Origin of the sequence: Methanobrevibacter sp. TMH8 (genome assembly GCF_020148105.1) — an archaeon.
Classification (GTDB): Archaea; Methanobacteriota; Methanobacteria; order Methanobacteriales; family Methanobacteriaceae; genus Methanobinarius.
On the sequence record NZ_JAHLZE010000037.1, the window covers coordinates 38402 to 54747 of the forward strand.

A 16346-nucleotide genomic window follows, 5' to 3' on the forward strand; every position below is an offset into this window, starting at 1 on the left:
TTTTAAATTTAGATATTTAATTAGTATTTATTTAGTATTTAATTTAGTATTTAATTTAAAATTATTTTAATATAATTTAATTTTAATTTAGATATTTAATTAGAATTTAATTTAATATTTAATTTAAAGTCTAATTCGATATTTTATTTAAAATTTTTAAACTCAAATCTCAAAAATTTCAATGTCAGAATAAATGGGTCCTTTTGGAGTTAATTCACTTTTCTTTAGAGAAATTTTAGAAATATTCATTGTTCCAATAGAGATATTTTTCAATTCATCGATTTTTTCCTTAAATTCATTTTTATCCTTTAAATTTCTTATTCTTCCAATAGTAAGATGAGTTTTAAAGTTTTTTTCTTTTTTAAATCCTAATTTTGTAAATTCTGAATCTAATTCTTTTTGTAAATTAAGTAAAAAGCTATTGTTTTGAGTACCAATCCATAAAACTTTCATATAATTTTTATTAGGAAAAGTACCAATACCTTTAATAATTAATTCAGTTTTGGAATTATTTTCATCTTTATCATCATTATTGGAAACATTAGATAAAACTTTATCAATAGCCTTTTTTATTTCATTAATCTTTGTATCGCTCACGTTTCCAAAAAATTTGAGAGTAAAATGTAAATTTTCTGTTTTTACATATTTTACATTATTATTGGTTTTTTTAAACTCTTTTTGAACTTCTTCAATTTTTTGAACTAGATTTGGTTCTATATCAATAGCTAAAAAACATCGGTGTTCATTGACCATATTTTCACAACATTTAGATATTAGATATTAGATATGAAATAATGCTATTTCTCAATAATTGTTTCTTCTATTGACATTCCAAAGTGTCTTGCTCCTTTGTCAATAAATACTTTAAGTTTATCTCCAATTTGAAGATCTGATACAGATACTGCTTCATCTTTGTCATTTACAAGTCTTATTGTTTCAGCATTTTGTAAGAGAGATTTTATTTTAACTCCATCAGATTCAGCTTCTACAAGTATAAGTGGACGTTTTTCAATTTTTACTCTGCCTACAATAACGGTTCTGCTTTCTCCATTACTGTCTACAGCTAAAACTTCATCTCCAGTTTCAAGCTCAGAAAGATATTTAGTTTTATTTCCAGGAACCATAACATATGCTTGAACTGGGCCTGCATTTACTCTAAATGGTCTTGAAGCAACATATTCACTTTCAAGAGATTCGCTATGAACTAAAAACATAGCTTTTGAATAAGAACCAATTAACATCCCTTCTCCAGGTGATAACATAGAAGTTGTATCGATACAAACTCTATCTCCACTACCGACTGGTTTAATATTTGTTACAGTAGCTTCTTTTAATTCATATTCATCTTGACTTGCTTCTTCGATGATTTTAGATATTTCTTTAATTTGTTCGAAATTTTTAGGTTGGAAAATAACTCCATCTGTTCCAGTTTCTAGTGTTTCTAAAGCTAATTTAGCATCATTTATACTGTCTATAGCGGCTATGATTTTAACATCTTCTTTTTGAAGGTCTGCAATGATATTTTCAAGTGGAATCACTGTCCATTCTTTACCAACTAAGATTAAATAATCAACAATTTTTCCAAGAACTCTAGCTAACTCTTCATGTTTCTTACTGTTGATTTCAACATAAGCTACTATTTTTTTACCTTTATTTTTGAAGTTTTTAGCTACTTCTAAATCTTTAGAGTTATTTAAATCAGTATCTTTGTCTAAACGAAGGGTTCCATCACCTTCTCCTTTAATACCTACTAAAAAAATGTCTGCATTTTCTTCTTCATTAATAACTTTTATATTTCCGAGTTTCTTTATATTCTCTATGTCATTTAAATCTAAAACATAATCTATTCCAGATTCAAGAGCAGTTGTTATTAAATCTTTTTTTTCTTCCCATTTAACATCAGGTGACATTATCCAAGCGAATTTTTCTGTCAATGGCAGATCTCCTTCAATATTATAATATAATTTATTATTTTAATATTATTCTATTTTATATTTTTTTGTATAGTTCACTATTTTAAGATTTTTAAAGCTTCATCAACTTCCATATCATTATGAACTACTTCAGAAATAGCTTTTGTGATTTTAGCAGGAGATTTTGCTTGGAAAAGATTTCTTCCAAATGCCACACCAGCTCCACCAACTTCAAGAGAATCTTTTACCATTTCTAGAAGTTCTTTATCGGTTTCTACTTTTGGACCTCCAGCTATGACAACAGGAACTAAAGCACCTTCAACAACTTCTCTGAAACTATCCGGATCTCCAGTGTAATTTGTTTTAACTATATCTACACCTAATTCAGATCCAACTCTTGCTGCATGTTTAACAAGATCTACATCATGTTCATTTTTGATTTTTTGTCCTCTTGGGTACATCATAGCAAGTAGTGGAATACCCCATTGGCTACAAGTTTCAGCTATTTCACCTAATTCTCTTAACATTTCTGCTTCAGTTTCTGATCCAATATTCACATGGACTGAAACAGCATCTGCTCCTAATTGGATAGCTTTTTCAACTGATGTGACTAAAACTTTATTATTAGGATCTGGACTAAGAGAAGTACTAGCTGAAAGATGTATAATAAGGCCAATATCTTTACCATATCCTCTATGACCTTGTTCAATAATTCCTTTGTGCATTAATACTGCATTAGCTCCACCATTAGATATACCTTCTATGGTTTCACTCATTTTTACAATACCTCTAATAGGACCAATAGACACTCCATGATCCATAGGAGCTATAACAGTTCTATTTGTCTTTCTATCGATGATTCTTTCCATTCGAATCCTTTTTCCTATCATATTAGTTATCTCCATTAGCTTTTATTTTTTATAATATAATTTTTTTATAGTATAATTTTATATTTAATATTATTAATTAAATTTTAATATTTTTTAAAAATTTTTTCATAAATTTTTTATGATAAATATATTTCTATTTCTTTAACTATAAAATATTTTTTAATAAATGAATTTTCTTATAAATTACTAAATTTTAGAATAAATACTTTACTAACTTCATTATTATGTGAATTCAGAAAATATCTAAATTCAATCTTACTATAAAATGAGAAATAGATTTAATGTCACTTTTATTCTTTTTTATTTAATTTAGAGCTCCAAAGTTTAAATTCTTTTATTTGAGGAGGTATTCCTTCATCTCCACAAGATTCTAACCAACCTTTTTCTGATTCAATTTTTTCTTCAGTTTGAGAACTCCTAACAAAGTCAATAAGGCCTCTATTACGAATTAATGTTATTTCTGGTTTCAATGCAGAAGCCCAAATGAAATAAACTTTAAAAGTGGTATCTGGATGATATCCTCCTCCAAGATCTACTGATAAAACATCACATTTTTTTATTTTTTTCACAACTTCTTCTAAAACATCATGGAGTCGTACATCTCCACTAATAAACTCTATATTTTTATATTTATTAACTAAGTTATTCATTTTTGGGATTGCTTCAGGACTGTTGTCCAAAGCAATTAATTTTCCATTAACGATTTTTTTAGCTATCAATTCACTAGTATTCCCCACATGACATCCTAATTCAACAACAACATCTTCTTCTTTTAAAATGCTCTCTAGTTGTTTTCGATATATATTAATATCATAGCTAATTTTTATCATTTTATCTAATATTCTCTAATATTTATCTAATTTTTATCTATTATTCTTTAATATTATCTAATATTAATCTAATATCTAATATTCCTCAATTTTTATTCCATCATTATATATTTTTGATATTGTAAAATCATTTAAATTTTTAATATTATCAATATCTTCTTTTTTTACAAATGCAAAAACAGTATTTCCAAGCATTGCCATTGATGAACCTATAGTTTTTTTATTCAACTCTTCAACAATATCTTGTATTTCTTTGTTCATAAGTCCTGTTTTTTTTGAGAATTCATAAGATAATTTGATAAAATTTTCTAGAGTTGGTTCAACTATCATTTTTTCCTGCATAGCTAGGCCTATATTGTTTATTTTTTTTGAATATAGAGGATTTTGGATTATAGAAGATGTATCTATTTCTCCAAAAGTTTTTGTTAGTACGTAAATATCATTAAGGCCGTTATTTTGTGGTTTTATTCCCTCTTCAGTTTTTCCGACTCCAGGGGCTCCTGGAAATTTTCTAAAAACAATTCCTTTTGATGTTTGGGATAAAACATCTCCTAAACCACTTCCTAAATTGACTTCTGCAATATGAGCAAATTGTGATGCTTCAATGTCTGTTAAAGGAAGTTTTAACAATTTTGAAAGTCCAATTGAAACTCCCAATGCACAAGAAGCTGAAGTTCCAAATCCTGATCCAATAGGAATCTGAATTTCATGATTAATATTTATATCGGAGTTTAATTCAAATTTAAATTCTCTTTGAATTAGTGATATTGTTTCTTTACTTATAATTTCATTTTTAGGATCTTTTTTCCCATTAATGGTGATATTTATGGAAGATTTTTCCTTTTTCCCATATTTTTCTTTTTTTTCATTAGTTTTAATTGTTGTAATTACTCCTTTATTAATTAAAACTCCTGCTCCACAGGATCCCTTTTTTAAAGGATTTTCATCATTATATATACTAAAAAATCCCGTAATATGTGCTGGTACAAAAACTGAAACTTCCATTATATTCACTTTATGAACTTAATTCTATATGAGTTGTTAGTAAATAATTAATCTATATTATCAGTATAATAGCTATTATAAGTATTGTAAATATTATAACTATTATTATGTTATAATTATTATAAATTTATAATTAATTTATAAAAATTTTATAATAAAAATTTTATAATAAAATCTATGTTTAAACTCAATAATGTAAAATTAATCTTGTATTATAAACAATATGAAATAGACTATATTATAATAAAAAATATTATAATAAACTATATTATAATAAAAATATATATTATGTTATATATTTATGTTTTCTATAAATTTTAAGGAGAAATAATATTGAACAAAAGAATAGATTTACACATGCATAGCTTATTTAGTGATGGGGAATTACTTCCTTCTGAATTAGCTAGAAGAGCATCAGTCTTGGATAATGAAACAATAGCTATAACTGATCATGTTGACTCTTCTAATGTAAGTTCTATAGCTAAACTTATCGATGCTATTGATGATGTTAATGATAATTGGGATATTAATGTTGTTCCTGGAGCTGAAGTGACTCATGTTCCTATTGAGGTCATTGATAAAGTAGCTAAAAAAGCAAGAGACTTTGGAGCAAAAATTGTTGTTGTTCATGGAGAGACTTTAGCTGAACCTGTCATAGAAGGAACAAATCTAACTGCTGTTAAATCTGAAAATGTTGATATTTTAGCACATCCTGGACTTATAACTATTGAAGAAGCAGAAATCGCTAAAGAAAATAATATATTCCTTGAAATCAGTGCAAGAGCAGGACATTCTTTAGCTAATGGTCATGTAGCTAAAGTAGCTAATGAAGTCGGAGCAGACTTAGTTATTAATACAGATACTCATTCTCCAGATAACTTGATTACATTTGATGAAGCAAAAAAAATAGGTTTAGGTGCTGGTTTAACTGAAAAACAGCTTGAAAAAGCTTTAGTTGAAAATCCTATAAAGATTCTTAAAAAAAGATATTTAATTTAATATTATATTTTTTTACTAGATTCTCATTTTTTACTCACTTAAACTATAGCTTATTTTTATTTTTTATTTTATTATTTTATTCTTATTTTACATTATATTCTTATTCTAACTATTTTATTTAGTTAACTATTATTTAGTTAGTTATTATCTATTTAAATATTATTCAATTAGCTATTGTTCATTTTATTGCTTATTCATTTTTATATTGTTAAATAAAAATAATATAAATAAAATAAAAAATTAATGATAAATTAATGATTTAATGATAAATTGATAAAAATTAATAAAATACTATTAAAATTAGTAAAAATTAGTAAAAATTATTAAAAATAAAAAATAAGAGGATTAAATCCTCTTTTCTAAAATTGATTTTTTGAAAATCTTTTATTTGATTCTTGCAAATTTTTTTTAGAAATTAATAGAAACTGATTTTCCTTGACCTTTAAGGGTGTATGTATTAACATTCCAGTTTGTAATCTTTCCTAAGCTATTAGCTGAATGAGTTGGGTCAGCTACTACCCAAGTATCTCCTACCAATACTTGTGCAAATACATGACCAATTCTTCCACTTACTGTAAATGTACAGTCAGCATGAACATATCTAGCTTCAAGACCAGATGCTCGAAATAATGCAATTAGTAAATGTGCTTGATCTACACAATTTCCACTTTTTGCATTAAGTGTCCCTACTGCACCTTTTTTGGTGTTAGTGTAATAAACATAGTCTATATTGTCTCTTACATAATTGAATATTGCTGTTGCTTTTTCTAATTCTGTTTTAGAGTTTTTAGTTAAACTCGCTGCTAAAGATTGTATTGCTGCATTATTTACTTGACAATTTGTAGTTGCCTGTAAATATTTTACTAATTCACTTGCACTTAAAGTATTTTTCTCGTTTAAAGGACCAGTTGGTATAGATCCGCTTCCACTATCTCCACCACTATTTTGGTTTCCACCATTCAGTGAGGATGTGCTTTTTACATTTAAAGTCAAGTAATTAGGTAATCTTCCTTCTGATTTAGCAAATTCAAGAACTTTAGAAAATGCTAAAACCATTGTTTGGAATTGCATTTTTCCAAGACTTGAACTTCCATAATTAGGAGCTTGACCGTTTTTAAGCATATAAGCAGAAACTCTTGAAGCTAAATCAACGAAATCTTTTTTATAGATATTTCCATTGATTGAACTTCCAGTTGGACTTGTAGCGTTTTTAAAGGTTTTAGCTGTAATACCACTATTAGAACCTTTATTGATGTTTAAAATGGCATTTACTGCTAAATATAAGAAATCAGTCATTGAATATTGTTTTCCACCAATTTCAACATAGTTAGGTAGAACACCATTTGCATTTACATATGCTTCTATCCTAGCTCCTGCATCTTTAATATTAGCTAAACTTATAGTTCCAGAATTTGAAGAATTGCTGGATCCATTATTTACATCGCTACTGTTATTATTTTCACTGTTGTTTCCAGTATTGTTTGTAGTATTGTTATCAGAAGAGGAATCTTCATCAATTATTAAACCATTAACACCACTATATTTTGGCATTACTTTGTTTAAACTAGTTGAAATTCCTTTTTCAAATGTTACATAGTTAGGTAATCTATTTTCTGTACCAACGAAATTTATTATTTTAGCAAATCCATATATCATACTTTGGAATTTAATATTTCCAAGAGAAGAACTTCCGTAATTTGGTGCTCGGTTGTTTGATTCTATGTATGATACAACTCTTTTTGCCAAATCAACATATCCTGATTTAGAAAGTTTACCATTGGTTACAGTTCCACTTGGACCACTTGGATCTTTAACATCTTTTATGGTTATATCAGCACTACTGCCACTATTTGTATTTACTACTGATTTTGAGAGTAAATATAAAAGGTCACTCATAGATAACTTTTCACCAAATAGAGTTAAATAATCTGGAAGTTTACCAAATTTTTCTATGTAATCTGTTAATGCCATAGCTGCAATAATAATATCCTCTTTGCTGAGTTTATTTATTGAATTTACACTAGCTGAAAGGCTTTTAACAGTAATTTTGTTAGAGTCAGCTTGGGTATTAACAGTATTTGACTCTGTAGCTAAGCTTACAGGCAAAGTATTGTTATTTTCATCATTTGCTTCTTCAGAAATGTTATTATTTGAATTGTTAGTTTGACTATTATAGTCAGAATTATCATCTGTTGTATTTATTCCTGAATTTGAATCAATTGAATCATTTGATGAAGAATCGACATTATTTTGATTTTCAGTTTGATTAATATTATTAATATTTCCACTATTGCTATCAGCATCATTTGTATTAATAATATTATCGCTAGAATTTTCACTAGTATTTACTGAATCTCCAGGCAAATCATCCGCACTTTGAGTAAAAAGATTTTCAGTAGAACTTTGGTTGCTGTCTGCATATATCAATCCACTGTTTGCAACAACAAGTAGAATAATAAATGCTAGCAACATTTTTAATCTATTCGAAATTTTTTTACCTCCAATTTCTCACTAAAGAATTTCTCAATATTATAACTTCATTTTAAATTTATTTATTTCTTTTAAAATTCGTTATAATCTAACTCTTAAAGTGAGTATTTATCTTTTTTGTCTTTCAAACAATATAAATATATCCTTTTTTATCCATTTAGGCATTTTTTACTTTATTTAATAACTTTACAAAAAATTTCATATAATGGGAATTGTTAATAATATTACTAATATTGCTTATATAAATTATATAATTTATAATAATTACATATTAATGGATTAGGTCTTAAAAATATAATTATTTGTAGAAATATCCATGAAAATGGTATTTTTGTGTCAAAGTAAAAAATCAAGATATAAAAATGGTATTATAAAATAGTATTATAAAATAAAATAAAAAATAGAATAAAATAAAAAATGAGTTAATAAAAATGGTATTATAAAATAGAATAGAATAGAATAAAAAATGAGTTAATAAAAATAGTATTATAAAATAAAATAGAACAAAGAATAGAACAAAAAAATAAAATAAAATAATAAAATAAAAAATTAGAAATTACTTAGAAAGTAATTTCAGCAACTTTTCCAGTTTTAAGTTTATAAGTATAAGGATTCCAGTTATTTACAACACCTAAACTATTTCTTGAACTTGTTGTATCTGAAACTGTCCAAGTATCATCAATGAGTACTTGAACCCATACATGCCCATATACACTTCCACTAGAAAAGGTACATTCGCCATGAACATATCTTGCAGCTAAACCTGCTGCTCTGTATAGAGCTACTGATAAGTGAGCTTGATCAACACAGTTACCAGATTTGGAAGATAATGTTCCTGTAGCTCCTTTTTTACTATTATAATAGAAACTATAATCGATGTTTTTTGACATCCAATTGTATATTGCTGTTGCCTTTTCTTTATTAGTATTACAATTTTTTGTAATACTAGCTACTAATGATTTTATAGCAGAGTTAGTCACTTGACAGTTTTTTGTAGATGCTAAATATTGAGCTAATGATTCTCCATTATACTTATCATTTAAAACAGTAGTTTGAGGTGAATCACCTCCGCCATTGTTACTACTTCCTCCATTAATAGGATCACTTGATTTTACATTTATAGTTACAGAACTTGGTAATTTATTATTATTAGCTACATACTCAATAATTTTTGAAAATTCTGATATAAGTGTTTGATATTGTATGGTTCCAAGAGGAGAGTTTGCATAATTAGGGGCTTTTTTATTTTTCTTAATATAATTTGTAATATTTTTTGCAAGAGATAAATAAATTGCTTTGCTCATTTTACCATTGATTGATTTTCCAGTTGGTTTAACTGGATTGTTAACTGAAATTGGGGTTATTCCTTTTGAAGATCCACTATTTATATTTGCAAGAGCTGCTGTTAATAAATATAAGAATTTAGGCATAGTATATTGTTTTCCACCAATTTCTACATACTTAGGTAATACATCATTTTGATTAACATAGGCATTTACTCTTGATGCTGCATCTTTTATATCAGATAAACTCACTGTATTAGATGAGCTATCACTGTTTCCTCCACTAGCTGGAGGAGTTACAGGTGTATAATCAGGTCTTGTATATTTTGGTAAATTTTTATTTATTTTATTTGTTTTTTTGACATTGAGTGATAAAGTTGATGGTAAAGTTCCTTTGTGTGTTGCTGCATAGTATACAACTTTATTAAGAGCATAAACTGCTGTTTGGTATTGTATCTTTCCAAGTTTAGTTGTTGAATAGTTTGGTGCTTTTTTATATTTATCCATATAAGCGAATAAGTTTTTACTATAAGTATAATATTGTGCTTTTGTAAGTTTTCCGTATATATTGACTCCAGCAGGTTTTGATGGATTATTTATATCATACTTTATGGTTATTTTTGTTGTTTTTTTGTTGTATTTATAGTATATAGTTTTACTTAACATGTAAGCATATTCATTCATGGAGAATTTATATCCTCCAATAGTTACATAGTTTGGTAATTTACCATATTTTTTTAAATAGCTATTTACAGTTTTAGAAGCAGCTAATATTTGGTTTTGAGTTAAAGTTTTTGGCTCACCGGCAGCTGCTTTGATTTGATTATCTTTTTTATTACTAGAAACATTTTTATTTGTATTTGAATCAGAACTGTTATTTTTAGTAATATTTTGGTTTGTATCAGTATTTGAAGAACTATCCGAAGTTTTTATCAGGTTAGTTGCTCCGACATTTTCATTGGTAGTACTAGTGATTGTATCATTCACGTCACTAGCATAACTTGCACTTATTCCAATGAAAAATATACTAAATACAATAAGTATAAGTGCTTTTTTGCTTAATCTAATTTTTCCACCTCATTAATTTAAACCCTAAATTTTTATTCTTATTCTAAGGTTTAGATCTTTTTAAATTAGTTTATTTTATTAATTATCCAATATAATTATATTTTTTATACTTATATTAATTGTATAATTATATTAAATATTTATATTCATTAATAACTTATATTCATTAATAATTCATTAATAAATTTATTAAAATTAGCTATATAATAAAAATCATTAGTTATTTATTAAAATAAATCATTATTTAATTATTATTTATATTTATAATATTTATATTCATTATTGATATCTGAATTTATTCATTATATTATATCTTAATTTATAATTACTATTTATATTTGAAAACTTTTTATGAATACTTTGTTCAATGTAATTCAATGTATAGCTTAAATTATATATGTAAAGAATATGCTTGTAATCAGAACATTAAATATTTTTTACTTTATAAAATTCCATTTATGTATATACATTGCATTGATTCATTTATATTGAAAATCAATGTTTTCGAATAAGTAAATTCATTTAATAAATTTTTTTACTCTGAATTTAATTATCTAGCATAATATTAACTTCATATCTATTATTAAATTTAATAGTTTATAAAGTTTTATATATAGAAATAGGGTTGTATGTTCTTTGTTTTCTTTTAAAATCGCAAAACAGTATATTCAAGTATTAAATCTTTCCCTAATTGGTACCTATTTTTTAATTCAAGATTAATGGCATCTTTCATAAAATCAAAACCTTCACCATCAATCAATGTTTTAGCATTTTTCCCTCCAACAACCATTGGAGCTACACATACTCTTATTTCATCAATTAAGTTTTCTTTTAGCATTGAAAAGTTTAAAGTTGATCCTCCTTCCAACATAAGAGTTTTAATGTTTTTTGAGTAGAGATATTTCATCAATTCTTTTAAGTTCACAGGACTTTCATTTGAATAAAATATATCAGCCACTTTAGTAAGCTTTTGGCAACGTTCAAAAGCTAAATCGTCTTTTTTTACATAATCTGAAGTTGCTATGATCGTTTCAGCATCATCATTTAATATTCTGGAGGATAGTGGAGTCCGACATTGATTATCAACTACTACTCTAATAGGGTTGTCTGATTTTTTTGAATTTATTTTATGAACTGTTAATCTAGGGTCATCAGCTAACACAGTATTTATACCTACCATTATTCCATCAACCTCTTTTCGAAGTTTATGAACACGTTCTAAATCTTTTTTCCCAGATATTTCCGAACTTCCAGTCTTTGTAGCTATTTTTCCATCAAGTGTCATAGCTGCATTTAATATTACATGAGGTTTCATATGATGACCTAATCTTACAAATTTATAAAATTATTTTTAATCCTTTTCACATATCTCAAGCTATTAAATCATTAAAATATTGTGATTTTTAATTATTTCAATTGATTGGATATATTATATATTTAACAATTATTGATTTTTTAAATATAAATAATTATTTTATAATTTATTTATAATTTATTTTATATTTTATTTTAGAATTTATTTCTTTAATTTTGATCTATATTTCAATAATGTTTTTTAAAAAAGAAATTCATATAATATAATATATAAAATATATTTAATAATTTTTATAATATATTTAATAATTATATGTAAAATTTACATAATATAATTAATTTATACATTATATTTAATTCATAAATAATATTATAATTCATAAATAATATTAATAAAATGAAAATAATGAAATGAAAATTTTTTAAATCAATTGATCGTGATTTTTTATGGATAATCGTTATAAAAAAGGAATGGAAATACTAAAAATAACTAATAAAGGTGCTATTGAAGACCTTTTTGAAGGTTTAGAGGACATTGCTCCTGACCTTGGAAGGTTTGTAGTCGAATTCCCTTACTCTGAAATTTATACAAGAGAAACTGTTGATTTAAAAACTAGGGAATTGGCAACAGTAGCTGCTCTTACTGCTATGGGAACAGCTGAGGCTCAATTAGAAGATCATATTAATGCTGCTTTAAATGTTGATAATAGTCCTGAAGAGATAGTTGAAATAATAATGCAAATGTCTGCTTATGCAGGATTTCCAGCAGCTATTAATGGGGTTATGTCAGCTAAGAAAGTTTTTAAAAAGAAAAATTTACTTCCACTTAAATCAAAAGAATGATTTTTGTTTTAACATGTGATAATATGTTTATGGGCGCATCTACTAAGCAAGGATATGATATAGCTAATAAAAGCCGAGAAATTGTCAGATCTTTAATAAAAAATGATATTGGTGGACTTTCTCCAGCAGAACAAGATATTGTAGAAAGAATTGTTCATTCTACAGCTGATCCCGAATATGCTAAACTAGTATCAATAAGTTCTGATTTTGTTGAAAATAGCTTAAAGGCATTGAAGAATAATGAAAATATATTAACTGATATTAATATGGTTAAATCAGGAATTACTCAATATGAAGGTAATGTAGATTGTTACATTAAAAATCAGGAAGTAATTGATTTAGCTAAAAATCAAAAAATTACAAGAGCCGCAGCAGCTATCCAATTTGCAGCTGATAATGATTTTAAAGGAATTATAGCTGTTGGTAATGCACCTACTGCACTTTACAAAGCTATTGAATTATATGAATTAGGCGAACTTGACATTGCTTCTATTGTTGGTGTTCCAGTTGGATTTGTTGGAGCTGCAGATTCAAAACAAGCTTTAAAAAGCACATCAATTCCAAATATTATTACAGAAGGGCCTAAAGGAGGAACTCCTGTAGCTGTAGCTTGTGTAAATTCTCTTATTCAAACTATGAAAAAAGATTAGTCTTATAAACATTTATCTTATAAAATTTTATAAGATTTTTATAAGATTAGTAATGATTAGTTATTACTAGTCACTATTAATTACTACTAATTACTACTAATTGTAAATAATTACTACCAATTAGTAATATCAATAATATTTATTAAAATTATATGGAGATATCATGAATTCTAAAGAATTATTTGAAGAATCTAAAAAATATTTGCCTGGTGGAGTTGATTCGCCTGTAAGATCATTTGAACCTTATCCTTTTTTTGTAGAAAAAGCAGAAGGATCTCATTTATGGGATGTTGAAGGAAATGATTATATTGATCATTGTTTAGGTTATGGCCCTTTAATATTAGGACATGGAAATTCATTGGTTCGAGAAAATGTATTTAAACAAATTGAAAATGGAACTACATATGGAGCACCAACTGAAAATGAAATCAAATTAGCTAAAATGGTTATAGATAGAGTTCCTGCTGCTGAAATGGTTAGATTTGTTAATTCTGGAACTGAAGCTACAATGAGTGCAATACGTTTAGCCAGAGGTTTTACTGGTAAAAATAAGATTGTTAAATTTGAAGGTAGCTATCATGGTGCACACGATTATGTTCTTGTAAAATCAGGTTCTGGAGCAGCTACTCTTCCAGATTCTCTTGGAATTCCTGAAGATACTACTAAAAACACTCTTAGTTGTCCTTTCAATGATGAAGAAGCTATCACTAAATTGATAGCTGATGAAAAAGATGAAATAGCTGCTATTATTGTGGAACCAGTTATGGGGAATATTGGTTGTGTTGAACCAAATGAAGGTTATTTAAAATTTTTAAGAGAAATTACAGAAGAAAATAATATAATTCTTATTTTTGATGAAGTGATAACTGGTTTTAGATTATCTCGTGGAGGTGCTCAAACTTATTATTCTGTTACTCCAGATTTAGTTACCATGGGTAAAATTATTGGTGGAGGATTCCCAATGGGTGCTTTTGCAGGAAAAAAAGAAATTATGAGTATGATAGCTCCACAGGGAAATGTTTATCAAGCTGGAACTTTTAATGGAAATCCTGTTTCTGTATCTGCAGGAATTTCTACTTTAAATCAATTGGATCAAGAGTTTTATAGGGATTTAAATAAAAAAGGAAATTATTTAAGAGATGAGATATCTAAAATAGTTGAAAAATTAGATTTAAATATTCAACCAGTTGGTTTAGCTTCAATGTTTCAGATATATTTCAATCCAGAAAAAGTAACTAACTATGAAATAGCTAAAAAATCAGATACTGATAGATTTTCGACTTATTTTCATGAATTGATGAAAAACGGAGTATTTATTCCTCCAAGCCAATTTGAATGTAATTTTTTATCTTCTTCTCATAATGATGAAGATTTAGAAAAATTGATAATAGCTATTGAAGATTCTTTAAAAATAGCTTGGAAATAATTGTAAAAATCAGTAATAGTATATTTAGAATTAAATATATTAAAAATAGATTATTAAAAATAGAATTTCTTTTTTTTTTTAAATTGAAAATTAAAGATATAAATTAAAATTTAGATATTAAAATTAAAATTTAAAGTTAAGAATAACCTAAAGGTTAATCTAACTTTATAATTGAATTTATTTTTATCCAATAATGGATCCAAGACCTTTTGAAGCCATTAAGCTAACAAAGGATCCTTGAGGAACCATTACGATGTTTCCTTTTGAGAATTGATCTAAAGCAGCTTGTACCATTGCATTACGGGTTGTTGGATTATTAGCTGCTGTTGAGAGAGCTGAAGCAAGTGCCATTACTGCTTGTCCACGAGTCATGTTTCCACCATGTAATTGGTCGTTTTCTCTTACAAGATCAACTGCACTAATATTAGCTTCTTTTCCATCTACTTTAATTGGTCCAGCAGCTGCTATAACTGCATCTAATCCTTCTGTATTAACTGCTACAACTGCATCTGGTGTGAAATTTGTGTTGGCTTCTACAATTTCTTTTGCATATTCCATTCCTTGCTCTGTATCATTACTCCATAGGGAATCGTGAAGCAGTAGCTTAGATCCTGCACCTTGAGCTTGCGCTTCGGCAGGTTCTGCTTGAGTAGGATGCCTCATTCCATGTGGATATACTGGAGTATAATTAGCTATACTTCCATTTTTCATTTCAACTACAAATGCCATATCTACAGCACCCATACCTGGTCTTTTTTCACCTTCATCAACAGCTAATACTAGAATACTTTTATCTCCTTGAGCTAAGTTAGGGCCTCCTAAAAAAGTTCCCCAAACTATAGCAAGTACTCCAATAGCTGCTACAACCATAATTAATATAATAAGTTTATTTCTTCTTTCCATGTTACCACCTACTTAAAATAGTAAATTTAAAATTGCTTTTTTTTGATTAGTTTTTTTTTATTTTTTTATTTTTAATTTGCTCTACAATTTCCACTTTGTAATTTAATTATAAATATACAAAAGAAAATTGGTTAATAGGATAAATAACTTATTTCCCATATTTTTAAAAATAAACTATCTTAAAAGTAGTTATTAATTGATTAAGTAATAATAAATAATTTGATATAAATACTAATAATGAATCATATAATTTTTTATTATATCATACTATAAGTAATCTTATTATCTACTAATATTACTTATCCATTATTTATTTGTTTTCATTAAATATAACCTTTTCTATTAATATATAAAATTAGATATTTTTTGTTTTTTATTTTCATAACTATAATTTTAATAATAACATTTGATTTTTAGACAATTTATACTTTATTTCTTGAAATAAACGTTGTTCTTTCTTTTTTACATTATTTTTTTATTTAAATATTTTTTTCTGCTATTTAATTTTTGAATATTTTCTAAATTATAGATTTATAGTTATAAATTATTTACATTATTATTTAATTGTTAATTATTGTTAGAATTAATAAAATAGATTAATTTTAAAATTTATTATATTCAAAAATTTACTATTTTTTTGAAAAATATTAAATTTTGAAATTATAATATTTGAAAATTTTTAAAATTCTAAAATCTTAAGTTATTAAATTCTATAATTATAAAAATAATAAA

13 protein-coding genes are annotated in these 16346 nt (G+C 26.1%); 4 read left to right on the forward strand and 9 right to left on the reverse strand.

Going from position 1 to position 16346, the window contains the following annotated elements:
* Positions 1-162: 162 nt before the first annotated feature.
* From thpR to KQY27_RS08095, 5 genes are all read right to left on the reverse strand, one after another.
* Positions 163-753 (reverse strand): RNA 2',3'-cyclic phosphodiesterase, encoded by a 591-nt coding sequence (thpR, locus tag KQY27_RS08075; RefSeq protein ID WP_224426069.1) that lies wholly within the window; start codon positions 751-753, stop codon positions 163-165.
* Positions 754-797: 44 nt separating this feature from the next.
* Complete coding sequence (locus tag KQY27_RS08080; RefSeq protein ID WP_224426070.1) at positions 798-1934, reverse strand: 3-dehydroquinate synthase II; 1137 nt, start codon at positions 1932-1934, stop codon at positions 798-800.
* A gap of 77 nt (positions 1935-2011) precedes the next feature.
* Positions 2012-2803 carry a 2-amino-3,7-dideoxy-D-threo-hept-6-ulosonate synthase gene (locus KQY27_RS08085; protein WP_224426071.1) on the reverse strand — a complete coding sequence of 264 codons (792 nt, stop codon included), beginning with the start codon at positions 2801-2803 and terminating at the stop codon, positions 2012-2014.
* A gap of 290 nt (positions 2804-3093) precedes the next feature.
* Complete coding sequence (locus KQY27_RS08090; RefSeq protein ID WP_224426072.1) at positions 3094-3633, reverse strand: class I SAM-dependent methyltransferase; 540 nt, start codon at positions 3631-3633, stop codon at positions 3094-3096.
* Between the two features lie 75 nt (positions 3634-3708).
* Positions 3709-4638, reverse strand: a complete 930-nt coding sequence (locus tag KQY27_RS08095; RefSeq protein ID WP_224426073.1) for a pantoate kinase — start codon at positions 4636-4638, stop codon at positions 3709-3711.
* Between the two features lie 333 nt (positions 4639-4971).
* Between KQY27_RS08095 and KQY27_RS08100 the strand changes: the two genes are divergently transcribed.
* Positions 4972-5637 (forward strand): histidinol phosphate phosphatase domain-containing protein, encoded by a 666-nt coding sequence (locus KQY27_RS08100; RefSeq protein WP_224426074.1) that lies wholly within the window; start codon positions 4972-4974, stop codon positions 5635-5637.
* A gap of 408 nt (positions 5638-6045) precedes the next feature.
* Here the strand turns inward: KQY27_RS08100 and KQY27_RS08105 are convergent, their stop codons facing one another.
* The 3 genes from KQY27_RS08105 to KQY27_RS08115 all read right to left on the reverse strand — a co-directional run bounded on the left by KQY27_RS08105 (position 6046) and on the right by KQY27_RS08115 (position 11793).
* Complete coding sequence (locus tag KQY27_RS08105) at positions 6046-8109, reverse strand: transglutaminase domain-containing protein (RefSeq protein WP_224426075.1); 2064 nt, start codon at positions 8107-8109, stop codon at positions 6046-6048.
* A 578-nt stretch (positions 8110-8687) separates the two neighbouring features.
* On the reverse strand, positions 8688-10397 hold the full coding sequence (locus tag KQY27_RS08110) for a transglutaminase domain-containing protein (RefSeq protein ID WP_224426076.1): 1710 nt from the start codon (positions 10395-10397) through the stop codon (positions 8688-8690).
* Between the two features lie 727 nt (positions 10398-11124).
* Positions 11125-11793 carry a 2,5-diamino-6-(ribosylamino)-4(3H)-pyrimidinone 5'-phosphate reductase gene (locus KQY27_RS08115; protein ID WP_224426077.1) on the reverse strand — a complete coding sequence of 223 codons (669 nt, stop codon included), beginning with the start codon at positions 11791-11793 and terminating at the stop codon, positions 11125-11127.
* A 446-nt stretch (positions 11794-12239) separates the two neighbouring features.
* On the opposite strand from KQY27_RS08115, the gene KQY27_RS08120 reads away from it, so the two are divergent.
* From KQY27_RS08120 to hemL, 3 genes are all read left to right on the forward strand, one after another.
* Complete coding sequence (locus KQY27_RS08120; RefSeq protein WP_224426078.1) at positions 12240-12635, forward strand: carboxymuconolactone decarboxylase family protein; 396 nt, start codon at positions 12240-12242, stop codon at positions 12633-12635.
* Between the two features lie 23 nt (positions 12636-12658).
* On the forward strand, positions 12659-13285 hold the full coding sequence (locus KQY27_RS08125; RefSeq protein ID WP_224426079.1) for a cobalt-precorrin-8 methylmutase: 627 nt from the start codon (positions 12659-12661) through the stop codon (positions 13283-13285).
* Positions 13286-13448: 163 nt separating this feature from the next.
* Positions 13449-14711, forward strand: a complete 1263-nt coding sequence (hemL, locus tag KQY27_RS08130) for a glutamate-1-semialdehyde 2,1-aminomutase (RefSeq protein WP_224426080.1) — start codon at positions 13449-13451, stop codon at positions 14709-14711.
* Positions 14712-14894: 183 nt separating this feature from the next.
* Here hemL and KQY27_RS08135 read toward each other — a convergent pair whose 3' ends face one another.
* Positions 14895-15614 carry a DUF4012 domain-containing protein gene (locus tag KQY27_RS08135; protein ID WP_224426081.1) on the reverse strand — a complete coding sequence of 240 codons (720 nt, stop codon included), beginning with the start codon at positions 15612-15614 and terminating at the stop codon, positions 14895-14897.
* Positions 15615-16346: the final 732 nt, after the last annotated feature.